Here is a 12,547-nt window from a genome sequence, read left to right on the forward strand (position 1 = left end):
TGATAACGGATGGACAGCCTGGGCATATTGATCAAATCAAGCAGACCAATGCAGGGGCCGTTTATCGGCTGATTGATTTGTTCGGCCCGATATCCCGTATTGAACTGTCTAAGAGGGCGCAATTGGCACCCGCCAGTATCACCAAGATTGTGCGGGAATTAGTTGAAGCTCATTTGGTAAAAGAAACCGAATATCAAGATGTCGGGAGCCGTGGGCGGCCTGCCATTGGTTTGGTGCTGGATACCGAAGCTTGGCACTATGTCTCCGGACGGATTAGCCGGGGTTCGATAACTCTCGCGCTGCGTGACCTCAGCAGTAAACTGGTGGTTGAAGATCAAATCCCCTTACCGGATAGCCACTCAGAACCCTTACTCAACCGCATTCTCAGCGAAGTCGATCAATTCTTTATCCGCTATCAGGAAAAGCTTGAACGGCTGACGGCTATCGCTATTACCATGCCGGGTATCATCGATGCACCTGCGGGCATTGTGCATAAAATGCCATTTTATGACGTGGATGAGATGCTACTTGGCCCGGCATTGGAGCAGCGAACGGGACTACCCGTTTATCTGCAACATGATATTTGCGCCTGGACGATGGCAGAGGCCTTGTATGGTGCGTCGCGCGGCTGTCAGAATGTCATTCAAGTGGTGATTGACCATAATGTGGGTGCGGGAGTGATTACCGCTGGCAGGGTATTACACGCAGGCAGCCGCAGTGTGATTGAAATAGGTCACACCCAAGTTGACCCTTATGGCAAACGCTGCTATTGCGGTAATCATGGTTGCCTTGAGACGGTTGCCAGCATTGAGAATATGCTGGAAATTGCCCAACAACGCTTAAATGGCTCAATGAGCTCGTTATTACATGGCTCACCACTGACGGTCGAGTCTTTATGTGATGCCGCGTTGACTGGCGATCAATTAGCCAAAGATATTATTTTGGGCGTTGGCCACAGTGTCGGGCGCATTATTGCCATTATGGTCAACTTATTTAATCCGGAAAAGATTCTGGTCGGTTCGCCATTAAATAAAGCGGCTTCTATTCTGCATCCTGCTATTGCATCTTGTATTCGCCAACAAGCACTCCCAGCATACAGTGAACATATTTTGGTTGAGCCGACTGAATTCTTTAACCAAGGGACAATGCCCGGGGCCGCGCTGGTAAAAGAAGCGTTATATAATGGCTCTTTATTGGTGAAATTACTGCAAGGATAGGGCATCACTAATAATTAAGAGTTAATTATTAGTGAGTATATAGGGTGTATTTCTCATATTATTGAGGGTTATTCACCAAAAAACGTGTTCAGTTCGGCAAAACATTGCGCTAACGCAAGCTGTCTGTGGTCGGCATCGCCTAGACTTTTATCCATGTTACCAATTTCGCTAATATTAGGCGGAAAGACGTGAGTCGAAGTGGCCAGATTGCGGAGTATTGTTATGTTAACGCGTATTTTTGTGACGGGTACCGACACAGCTGTTGGTAAAACCGTAGTGTCACGGGCCTTACTTCAGGCCTTAAGCCAAAATGGCAGAACAGCAGTAGGCTATAAGCCGGTAGCGACGGAGAGTAAAGAAACTCCGGATGGATTACGTAACCAAGATGCACTGATTTTACAAGCCTCATCCTCTATTGATGTAGATTATCAAGAAGTTAACCCATACCCACTCGCAGGGGATGTTATCCATGCGTGCTCCGACACCCTCATTAATTACAATAAAATGACGGAAGGATTGCAGCGATTATCAACCAAAGCCGATACGGTTGTCGTTGAGGGATGTGGCGGCTGGAAAGTCATGATGAATGACCAACGTTTTTATTCTGACTGGGTGATTCAAGAGCAATTACCGGTCATTTTGGTGGTCGGCATTAAATTAGGCTGTATCAACCATGCCTTATTAACGGCTCAAGCTATTCTTAATGATGGATTGCCATTATTAGGTTGGGTCGCCAATCGTATTAATCCAGGGCTGGCACATTACGCTGAAACTATTGCAATGTTACGCGAAAGTTTACCTGCACCACAATTAGGGCAACTACCTTATTTGCCCCATGCAGAACAAAAGCCGTTAGCAAAGTATTTAGATCTCACCGCAATAGCCAGGTAATATATCCATCAAACTTTAATTTAGCATGAGTGATTACGAAAACAACTGTTTGAACCGACCCTGACTTTTAATAGCATTGATGAGTTAAACAGTTTTCTATTGGACCAATATCATCAGATCATCCAAACCGCCACACACCCAGAAGACAGAAGCAAAGTCATTAACGAGTTATTTTGTGTAGAGAAAAACGCAACCTCATATTTGTTGGCGGTCCTGGTACAGGTAAAACGTATCTGGCCGCTGCTTTAGGGATAAATGCGGCCACTAATGAGTTTAAAGTTCGTTTCTGGAATGTATTAGATCTAGTCAATAAACTGGAACTGGACAAACAAAGTAAACAATTTAAATTAACCAATCAACTGACAAAGCTGGATTTAATTGTTTTAGATGAGCAGGGCTTTTGCCTTTTAGTCAAAAAGGAGGTGCTTTATTGTTTCATTTAATCAGTCAGTGGCATGAGCATACCAGCACTACGATAGCAACTAATTTGGCGTTCTCTGAATGGGTAAAACTATTTACCGATGAAAAGATGACCGCAGCCTTATTGAATTGACTGGTTCATCATTGTGACATTATTGAAACAGGTAATGAATCATTTAGGTTCAAAAACTAGCACTTAAAGTGCCGCACTTTTAAAGCATAACTGTGGCTCACTTTTAGATCATGATGGACAAGTGTAGCAAAAATACTAAAAAACAGTCAGTGCTCAAAAGAGATCGATAATGAAAAAATGGGGTGAGAACTATTAAGGAAACTCCATTAAATTAATAACTTATTTAAAATAACACATGGTGCAGGAAAATTCCTACTAATGTCGTCCATTTTGCCTATATTAATATCTATATGTATAAAGTAAATTGAGAATAGCTATTAAGCAATAATGAGATATTCTAATTTCCCCTGTGAATATTAAGCTATAAATGGGTATAGCTTAATATTCAGGTCTAAATCTAATGAGAGTTACACCATGAATAAAGTATTTAAAGTTATTTGGAATAGTGCACTAGGTCGCTATGACGTTGCATCTGAATTCTCTACGTCAGGTAAAAAAACCAAGTCATTCTGTTCTAAAACTGTCAATACATCTTCTGGATTGAGGAGTCCTTCGCGCCTGAGTCAGATTGCAATGACCATGATGAATAGACACAGCAGTAAAGCGTTACTTCTTACTTCTGCTACCATTTTTACTGTAATGATCACTGTTTTCCCTGCACTTGCCGCCCAGCAACAAGCTGATGGGATATCTTTGGAGGTTCCTGCAGATACGACGATCATGACTACTGCCCCCGATACTCCTGGTATAGCGCTGTGGGCCCTGAATAGCGGCCAAATTACTGCTGCAGGTCCTATTACGGCTTCAACATCAGGCCAAAGAGCTTACGCTGCCTATGCTCAGCTCGATGGAGACATATCCCTCACTGGAAGTACGTTATCAAGTTCAGGTATTAACAGTCATGTTGTTGTAGCCCTGACTGGTGGGCAGGTAGGTTTGGATAATACATCGGTAGTTAGCTCAGGTTCCGGAGCTAATGCTGCCTATGTTAATCAAAATGGGGTCATGTCCATCACTGATAGTACATTATCAACTTCAGGTATCAACGCTAATGTTGTGGTTGTCGCGACTGGCGGGCAGTTAAAATTATCTAATACATCCATTACCAGCTCGGGAGTATCAGGGGCTGGCGGTATAAGCGTAAGAGATACCGATTCGTATGCGTCCATTACTGACAGTATAATTCAGATATTAAACTCTACCACAGGTGGTTATGGTATTATTGCATCGGCCTCTCAGGTCGATATTACAGGTACTACCATTGAAACAAATCAAGGAAACAGTATCGCCTTAATGGCTGAAACTGGTGCTATCGTTAATATCTCGAACTCATATCTCACAACTAATGGTCTAACCGATCAATCTAACCGATCTTATGGTGCTTATGCTCTTAGCAATAGCCAGATGAATCTGACGGATGTCTCAATCCAGACGCAGGGCAATTACAGTAACGGTGTTAATGTTACGTCAGGTGCCACAGCGATGCTTGTCAATAGTAATGTTATAACAAACGGTTCTTCTGCTAACGGTATTGCTGCTACTTCTAACAACTCTCAAATAACCATAGATGGTGGTATGATAGCAACTATCGGCGATCAAAGTAGTGGAGTCTTTGCTAGCACGAGTGCCAATGTTATATTATCAAATAGTCAAATTATCACAACTGGAGCTAATGCCATGGGTATTCAAGCTAGCACTAGTGGAGTGGTGACAGCCAATAATACCGATATACAGACGTCTGGCGAAAATGCTGATGCCATTAATATTGATCGCGGCAATGTCTCTTCAGTGGTTAACTTTAATCAACAGGATGGTAATTTGCACAGTATTAATGGTAAAACATTTAATGCTCTTGGTGGAACAATAAATGCAACCCTTAATAACAGCAGTATTATTAACAATGGCATACTAATCAATGCAGATACGGATACTGGCCTAACAAACTTTGGTATTGTTAATATAAATGCTAACAATATGGTTTTAAATGGCGATATCCAGGCAGGTATGGGCAGCCAAGCCAATCTAAGCATTAGCAATACACAGTGGAATGGTGTAGCGCGTAATGGTGGACAAGTGGGTATTGGTAGTAATGCCATTTGGAATATGATGGCCAGTTCTGACGTCGCCGCGTTGACAAACGCGGGGACAATTAACTTTTCAAATCCAGTAGCCGCTGATGTATTAACCATTCATGGAGACTATATTGGTAATAATGGAAATCTGTTATTTAACACTGAATTAAATGACGATAACTCTGTGACCGATAAAATGATTGTAGAGGGGAACACTTCCGGTAATACACTTGTAAGTGTGACGAATGCAGGGGGGAGTGGTGCTACAACACTGAACGGCATTGAATTGATTCAGGTGAACGGCCTGTCAGACGGTGATTTCGTGCAAAGCGGCCGTATTGTGGCAGGCGCGTATGATTACTCTCTGGCACGGGGGGTGGGAACCAATGCCAGTAATTGGTATTTGACCAGTTTGAGCAATTTGCCGTTCGACCCGGAAAACCCGGTGGGTCCAGGCGAGGAAACTAAACGCCCTGAAGCCGGCAGCTACACCGCGAACCTGGCCGCAGCCAATAATATGTTTGTAACGCGTCTGCACGATCGTTTGGGCGAAACACAGTATATCGACGCACTGACTGGCGAGCAGAAAGTGACCAGCATGTGGCTGCGTAACGAAGGCGGACATAACCGTTCACGTGACACCAGTGGTCAGTTGAAAACCCAAAGCAACCGCTATGTGATGCAATTGGGCGGCGATATCGCCCAGTGGAGCAACGATGGTCTGGACCATTTACACCTGGGTGTGATGGCCGGTTACGGTAATAGCAAGAGCGACACCCACGCAAAATCGGGCTATAAGTCGAGTGGTTCGGTTGATGGATACACCGCCGGGGTGTACAGCACTTGGTATGCCAACGACGAAGACAAGTCGGGCTTGTATGTTGACGGTTGGGCGCAGTACAGCTGGTTTAACAATGGCGTGCAGGGCGACGGTCTGGCGACGGAAGAGTATAAATCGAAAGGGATCACTGCGTCGGTCGAGAGCGGCTACACCTTTAAGATCGGTGAAAATCAGTCTAAGAATGAAACGTACTTTATCCAGCCGAAAGCCCAAATCACCTGGATGGGTGTGAAGGCTGACGAGCACCGTGAAGCAAACGGTACTCAGGTGAGTGGTCAAGGCGACGGTAATATCCAGACCCGTCTGGGGCTGCGTTCTTATATGAAAGGCAACCACGAAAGTGATAATGGCAAGGATCGCGAGTTCCAACCGTTTGTGGAAGCCAACTGGATCCATAACGCCAAAGACTTCGGTACCAGCATGAACGCCGTTGACGTGAAACAAGCCGGCGCGAAAAACATCGGTGAGTTGAAACTAGGTGTTGAGGGGCAATTGAACAAGCAACTGAATATCTGGGGTAACGTCGGCCAGCAATTGGGCGACAAAGGTTACAGCGATACCGCAGTGATGTTAGGGGCGAAATACAATTTCTAATAAGAGTGAAATAAGATAAATAGTGGCACTTCTGTGCCGCTATTCATTCACCGAACATAAGGGCTTTAGCCGCTATAAGTAACGATAGTTTCACAGCCAGCTTTGCTTAAAAAACGTACTTAGCGTACGTTTTCGTACGGTTGGGCTTCAAACCCCGCAACCAAGCGGCATTCACTGATTTTATCACTGCTAACTGAATCTCACTCATAGATTGTTACTGCCATCAAATGAATGACCAGTAAATATTCATATAAAACAAATTAGGGGCGCTATAAAAGAGAAAGGCGCACCGCGAGGTACGCCCTGTTAATACAATAGAAAAATTATTCGCTGTCAGTTATACGGGTATAAACAATTTTCTGAGTATCATTTTCACAATGCCCAACCACTTGTCCACCCGCATTTTGCGCCTGATCGTTAGGGACGATATCCAGTTTAAAACCCGATTCAGGTACGCCATTACTGATAATCTTTTGCGCGATGTCGGCTTTGACACTTTCACAGGATGCCAACGCAGCCAAAGGGGCCAGAGATAATAACAATGTGCTGATAATAAGCGTTTTTTTCATCATAAAATCCTTATGTGGATGAATAGCTTGCCTAACCTAAGAATAGCGCTCCTTGACATAACCTCAAGTCAATCCGAACCATTACCGCCAATTACGGATTAATCTGGTGGCCGGACAAACGATCCAGGCAACGTTCCGTGTTCGGTTCCCAATAGGCATTGAAGTTTGTGCTACGATCGCAATTGTCTTTTGCATCTTCGGCACGATCGGATTTATCAAAATTCTTCTCAACCCGATTATTCACTTTATTACGCAGGCGATGGGTATCATCCCACTGTTGCTGGCTTTGGCGCGCTTGTTCTTTTGACATGGGGTCATTGTTCCCGCCAACAGAAACACAAGTACTGCCCTGAGTACAAGTTGCTGATTGCGCTAACGCAGGGGCTTGCCATGCCAGTGGTAAAGCCAGCACGGCAAATGGTAGAACAGCGCGCAGCAGGCGTGCCAGGTGAGTTATTGTCATCGTCTTAAATCCTTTATGAGTCGGTGATGCGAAATCATCATATAATTTACTGGCACAGTATTCGCGAGAGAGAATTATATCATTGGTCGCGGTATATAAACCAGTCAACAACAACTGGCGAATTGTCAGGGGTTCTTTGACTTTCCCAGCAGTCTGGCACACCAGGTGGGTGTTGTTTTTAGGGGCAGTATCAAGAGGGATGGGTGCATGTTAAAGACGTCGTTGCTGTTTTTTGTCACTGCATTGGCTGAAATTATTGGCTGTTTCTTGCCTTATTTATGGCTGCGAAAAGGGGCAAGCATGTGGTTATTACTGCCCGCCGCCGCAAGTCTGGCGCTGTTTGTGTGGTTATTAACCTTGCATCCCGCCGCCAGTGGCCGGGTCTATGCGGCCTACGGCGGTGTTTATGTCGCGACGGCGTTAATTTGGCTGAGAGTGGTTGATGGTGTGAAGCTATCGCTATTTGATTGGGTGGGGGCGGGCGTGGCGCTGGTCGGGATGTTGATTATTGTCGCGGGCTGGCGGGTCAATTAAGGGTGGGGCGGTGGACGCCCCAAACTGCAATGGCTGAAATACGGGTTAACTTTCGCGGTGAATGCTCAATCCGGCAAAAGATTGACTGACCGGCATCATTTCCAGGGTATTAATATTGACGCGAGCAGGCAATGTGGCCACCCAATATACCGCTTCGGCAACATCTTCCGGTGTTAATGGGTTAGCGCCATCGTAGGTTTTATTCACTTTCTCGCCGTCGCCTTTAAAACGCACCGCAGAGAATTCCGTGCCGCCCACCATACCTGGCTCAATATCCGTGACGCGAATGTGTGTGCCATGCAAGTCGGCACGCAGACCCAGACTGAATTGCTTAACAAAAGCTTTGGTCGCGCCATACACATTACCGCCCGCATAAGGCCAGTTAGCCGCAGTAGAACCAATATTAATAATATGGCCGACATCGCGTGCCACCATCTCAGGGAGTAATGCACGCGTCATATTCACCAAACCTTTGGTATTGGTATCAATCATCGTATCCCAATCTTCAACATTGGCTTTATGAGCCGGTTCCAGACCTAATGCTAAACCAGCATTATTCACCAGCACATCAATGTTTTTCAGCTCAGCGGGGAGTTGGTCAATAACATGTTGAATCGCCGTGCGATTACGAACATCTAACTGCACAGTATGCAGTTGTTCACCCAGCTCAGTTTTCAATTCGTCCAACCGCGCCTGACGACGACCAGTGGCAATAACCTGATGACCGTGAATGATAAATTTGCGGGCGATAGCTTCACCAAACCCGGAGGTCGCGCCTGTGACGAAAACGATCATATACATTCCTTATTTTTCGTTGCCAATAGTATAATTTGATATGATTAACACACGGTTAAGCACGGTTTTAGCTCAACGTCTGGACGGTCTTTTCCGCACTTCATCACCCGCATCACGGCTAAGTGTTAATGTATCCACTATCGATAGTAATGCGACCACCCCAATAACCACAAATGCTATCTGGAAGTTTTCCAATGGGATCATTCCCGCCCGATAGGGATGGAACCACTCGGCGATACGCAGAGCCAGAGCGCCGATAGCAATACCCAGTCCCATCGCCAACTGCTGAATCATATTGGAAAAGGTATTGGCACCGCCCATTTTCGGTGCTGGAATTTCAGAGTAGGCCAAGGTATTGAGTGCGGTAAACTGCATTGACCGCGTTAATCCGCTGACAAATAGCAGCAATATAATCAATACATAAGGTGTATCTGGGGTGATCAGCGCACAAGAGAAGATAGTGACCGCATTAAGTAACCCATTGACCAACAAGGTAGAACGGAAACGGAAGCGATATAAGATGGCTGAAGTAAAAGGCTTCATCATCAAGTTACCGGCAAAAACGGCCAACACCAATAAAGCAGCATGAAAAGCGCTCATGCCAAATCCAATCTGGAACAGTAACGGCAGTAAAAAGGGCACGGCACCGATCGCGATGCGGTACAAACTGCCACTCCAAATTGTGACGCTGTAACTTTTTATCGTAAAGCCCACAGGTCAATCAGCGGTGTAATCTGCCGTTTGGCGCGATAAACCGCCAACCCACCTAATAGCAGGCTAGTACTAATACACAACAAAGGAATCCAGCGTGATAAAGGTACTGGACCGACTTGAGTTTCAGTCTGGTATTATTCAGAAAAAATGGCAGGATATTGTCATCGTACAGGGCAAATCCGGTGAAGAACGGATCAATCGTATCAACTATGAAATTTGTGTTTTACGGGCTTTACGTAAGAGTCTGCGTAACAAAGAAATTTGGGTCACAGGCGCTGACCGTTATCGTGATCCGGCAGAGGATCTCCCTGCCGATTTTGCTACTAATCGGGCCTATTATTATTCCCTGTTGCAGGCATCCCACTGATGCGACAACCTTTATTACTCAAATCAAAGACAGGATGCGCCACTGGCTCGGTACGCTAAATGAAAGCCTGCCAGATAATCCCAAACTTCGCATCAGGGAACAGGGGAAAAATCGTATCCACCTGACTCCGCTGGGCAAACAGATTGAGCCCCCCAACACAGCAACACTAAAGCAGGAGATTGGCCAGCGCTGGGCCGATCTGGAGTTGATAGACATACTCAAGGAGGTGGATTTACGAGAGCATTTCTCGTCGTTATTTCGCACATCGGCCAGTCGGGAAGTGCTTGAACCGACATGGAAATCAACCACCAGTATGTGGACAGCCATGGGCAAAAGTTGGGCAAAGCGATTAAGACCATCTTCCTCTGTCGCTATTTGCAAGATGAGTCGCTGCGTTGTGAAATTAATGCGGGCCTCAACGTCGTGGAAAACTGGAACAGCGCCAATGATTTTATTATTTATGGTGAGCACGGTGAATTTACCCGCAACCGGACAGCGGATCAGGAGATATCGATGCTGTCATTGCATCTGCTGCAAATCAGTCTGGTCTATATCAACACATTGTTGATCCAGAATGTGCTGTCGGAGCCGACTTGGCGTCAGCGTATGACTGAAGAAGACTGGCGTGGTCTGACGCCATTGATATACCACCATGTTAATCCGTATGGCCGTATCGAACTGAATATGGATCAGCGGCTGGCGTTGGCCGCCTGATGGTGTTCAAAATCATTCGGTTTTGTACACTGGATCTTAATACTGTCCGAAAGTAAGTGAAATTAGTTTCGGATATGCATTATGATTCGGACATCCTTTTCGGACGGAATTTTCACTATGTCACGCGTTTTTGCCTACTGCCGCGTTTCCACACTGGAGCAGAACACGGAAAACCAGCACAGGGAAATAGAGGCTGCCGGTTTTGCCGTCAAATCTCAGCGACTGCTCGAGGAGCACATCAGTGGCTCCGTTGCTGCCAGCGAGCGATCGGGATTTACCCGCCTGCTCGACAGAATGGAAAATGGCGATGTGCTGATTGTCACCAAACTGGATCGTCTTGGACGAAATGCAATAGACGTCAGGAAAACAGTGGAACAACTGGCTGCATCGGGTATCAGGGTTCATTGTCTGGCGCTGGGCGGCGTTGATCTGACCAGTCCGGCGGGAAAAATGACCATGCAGGTGATATCGGCTGTCGCTGAGTTTGAGAAGGATCTGCTAATCGAGCGTACACACGCCGGTATTGCACGGGCCAGGGCATCAGGGAAACGTTTTGGACGCCCCTCCGCGCTGAATGATGAACAAAAGAAATCGGTCCTGGAACGACTCAGCATGGGGATGACTGTGAGTTCTGTGGCCCGTGAATTCAGTACCACACGGCAGACTATTCTCAGGGTAAAAGCAGGTAACTCAACAAATTAAGAACATTATCTGCTACCCCTGCCGTTAAAAACATGCCCAAAGGCTCGACCAAGGATATAAAATTCTATGAGGACAAAGTAGTTGATTTTTTTAATAAATTAAAAAGGAAAGGAAATTAAGGATGAGTAAAAGAAATGATATTATTGATGGTCGTCAAAGTCATCTTAAATATGGCCTTATATATACCGAAGTCCTCGGATGGATTGATCTCGGTCATGCTCAGGGTACTGATATAAGAACGCTGTTGAGAGATATTGATTCTGGAGAATATTCAGGCAAGGAACGCTATGACATTACCTATTCACAGTCTATGGTCGATCCGACCAGAACTATGAAAATGGGTAAATTTATTACCTGGCGTATCAAACGAGGTCGTTCGTATTTCGACCGCCGAAGCATTGCACTGGCAATGATGATGTCACTGGCCCGGAAGTTTGAAGGATTGCAGGCATCGTTCCCCATCAATCTGGCAACGGACAGTGGCTTCAGCGGAGAGGATCTGGTGTCAGATTTGCTGGGTTTTTACCGTGTTGTCAGCATGTCTAATCCCTTTGAACTACTGCGTCCTGTCAGCAAAGCAGAGGCACTAAAAAGATGGGATTATTACGGAAAGATTGGCTCCTGGAAAAACGATTCCTTTTTGCCACTTTTATTCCCCGACCCTGAAAAATTCCCTAATGCCAGGCCTCGAAAAGGTGTTCTACCGAAATTTATGACGACAGTCAGACCCTGGAGTGACTTCCATTCGGGGATAGTAGGTATCGCCAGCGCTTATGGTTCATATATAGACAAAGCTAAAGGGGGAACATTACCCTATGCGTAAGTCACTTAAGATATTTGGTGGTGCAATTATCGTTATTGCTGTTACGCTCACCTGTGCCTGGCCATGGGTTAAAATGGAGTTCGCCGGTAGCGCTCACTATACCGAGCAGGATAAACGGGAGTATGATTTTTATACTCCTGACATACTAAGAAAAATGCCGCGAATTTCCCTCCGTTATTCCTTTGATTTTGCAAACATAACAGGACCTGCGACGCATGTGTATGCGGTGAAATTCTACGATACGAAAGATACCAGTAAAATAGAAGATTATCTGACGTCCATAGGATACAAGCGGGCTAAATGTGACTTTGAGTCAGTGTGTTGGCGCAGAGCTGATCCTCAGGAATCTGTTTATGTCGGTACTTTGAATGGTGAGAAAACCGTAATTGTGCAAGTTGTCTATAACTTCACATAACCGTTTTCTATTGGTGATTACATAATCATCTCAGAGCATAACAATCAGAGCTGCTTCGTCAGCTCTGGCTGTGTAAAACCTGACATTATGATAAACACCAAATGTCGCATTTTGTAGCTTCGCTACCATCAGGCCGAACTGCCGAAATTCCCGTGACGCTAATTTTGGCGTTCGGCTGCCTGTACGTAAGACCTTCGTCAACCGGACAGCAAAGAAATAGCCGTTTGCAGCGGAAAGTGGCTGATTGCAACGTCTCACATAGCTGGTACGGATAAATTCTCAT

At 45.6% G+C, this 12,547-nt stretch carries 10 protein-coding genes and 4 pseudogenes; 10 read left to right on the plus strand and 4 right to left on the minus strand.

The annotated features are described in order from the left end of the window. The first annotated feature begins 2 nt into the window (after positions 1-2). The 5 genes and pseudogenes from mlc to ACNSO8_RS19095 all read left to right on the plus strand — a co-directional run bounded on the left by mlc (position 3) and on the right by ACNSO8_RS19095 (position 6,168). Complete coding sequence (gene mlc / locus ACNSO8_RS19075; protein WP_418395532.1) at positions 3-1,217, plus strand: ROK family transcriptional regulator Mlc; 1,215 nt, start codon at positions 3-5, stop codon at positions 1,215-1,217. Positions 1,218-1,439: 222 nt separating this feature from the next. Beyond that, positions 1,440-2,108 carry a dethiobiotin synthase gene (gene bioD / locus ACNSO8_RS19080; RefSeq protein ID WP_418395533.1) on the plus strand — a complete coding sequence of 223 codons (669 nt, stop codon included), beginning with the start codon at positions 1,440-1,442 and terminating at the stop codon, positions 2,106-2,108. 33 nt (positions 2,109-2,141) lie between these two features. Continuing rightward, positions 2,142-2,294, plus strand: a pseudogene (locus tag ACNSO8_RS19085) (IS21 family transposase); the annotation flags it as partial. Continuing rightward, positions 2,288-2,658 (plus strand): annotated as a pseudogene (locus tag ACNSO8_RS19090) (ATP-binding protein); the annotation flags it as partial. The pseudogenes ACNSO8_RS19085 and ACNSO8_RS19090, both read left to right, overlap by 7 nt. 417 nt (positions 2,659-3,075) lie before the next feature. Continuing rightward, entirely contained in the window at positions 3,076-6,168 is a 3,093-nt protein-coding gene (locus ACNSO8_RS19095; protein ID WP_418395534.1) for an autotransporter outer membrane beta-barrel domain-containing protein, read from the plus strand. 323 nt (positions 6,169-6,491) lie between these two features. On the opposite strand, the gene ACNSO8_RS19100 is transcribed toward ACNSO8_RS19095, so the two are convergent. Together ACNSO8_RS19100 and ACNSO8_RS19105 are read right to left on the minus strand one after the other, a co-directional pair. Continuing rightward, positions 6,492-6,737 carry a DUF1161 domain-containing protein gene (locus ACNSO8_RS19100; protein ID WP_418395535.1) on the minus strand — a complete coding sequence of 82 codons (246 nt, stop codon included), beginning with the start codon at positions 6,735-6,737 and terminating at the stop codon, positions 6,492-6,494. Between the two features lie 91 nt (positions 6,738-6,828). Next, positions 6,829-7,200, minus strand: coding sequence for a DUF1283 family protein (locus ACNSO8_RS19105; RefSeq protein ID WP_418395536.1), 372 nt, complete (start codon positions 7,198-7,200; stop codon positions 6,829-6,831). Positions 7,201-7,407: 207 nt separating this feature from the next. Here ACNSO8_RS19105 and ACNSO8_RS19110 point away from each other — a divergent pair, with 207 nt between their 5' ends. Then, a complete protein-coding gene (locus ACNSO8_RS19110) occupies positions 7,408-7,734 on the plus strand; it encodes a YnfA family protein (protein WP_005165757.1) in 327 nt (108 codons plus the stop codon). A gap of 45 nt (positions 7,735-7,779) precedes the next feature. On the opposite strand, the gene ydfG is transcribed toward ACNSO8_RS19110, so the two are convergent. Then, positions 7,780-8,529, minus strand: a complete 750-nt coding sequence (ydfG, locus tag ACNSO8_RS19115; protein WP_418395537.1) for a bifunctional NADP-dependent 3-hydroxy acid dehydrogenase/3-hydroxypropionate dehydrogenase YdfG — start codon at positions 8,527-8,529, stop codon at positions 7,780-7,782. Between the two features lie 72 nt (positions 8,530-8,601). Further along, positions 8,602-9,344, minus strand: a pseudogene (locus ACNSO8_RS19120) (MFS transporter); the annotation flags it as partial. Positions 9,345-9,373: 29 nt separating this feature from the next. On the opposite strand from ACNSO8_RS19120, the pseudogene ACNSO8_RS19125 reads away from it, so the two are divergent. The 4 genes and pseudogenes from ACNSO8_RS19125 to ACNSO8_RS19140 all read left to right on the plus strand — a co-directional run. Further along, positions 9,374-10,324: pseudogene (locus ACNSO8_RS19125) on the plus strand (Tn3 family transposase); the annotation flags it as partial. Between the two features lie 117 nt (positions 10,325-10,441). Continuing rightward, entirely contained in the window at positions 10,442-11,026 is a 585-nt protein-coding gene (locus ACNSO8_RS19130) for a recombinase family protein (protein ID WP_418395538.1), read from the plus strand. A 121-nt stretch (positions 11,027-11,147) separates the two neighbouring features. Next, positions 11,148-11,849 carry a hypothetical protein gene (locus ACNSO8_RS19135; RefSeq protein WP_418395539.1) on the plus strand — a complete coding sequence of 234 codons (702 nt, stop codon included), beginning with the start codon at positions 11,148-11,150 and terminating at the stop codon, positions 11,847-11,849. After that, positions 11,842-12,264: a hypothetical protein gene (locus tag ACNSO8_RS19140; protein WP_418395540.1), complete on the plus strand. Its 423-nt coding sequence runs from the start codon at positions 11,842-11,844 to the stop codon at positions 12,262-12,264. The genes ACNSO8_RS19135 and ACNSO8_RS19140 overlap by 8 nt, the downstream gene beginning before the upstream one ends. Positions 12,265-12,547 lie beyond the last annotated feature (283 nt).

The sequence above is a fragment of the Yersinia sp. LJYL362 genome, from assembly GCF_048323875.1.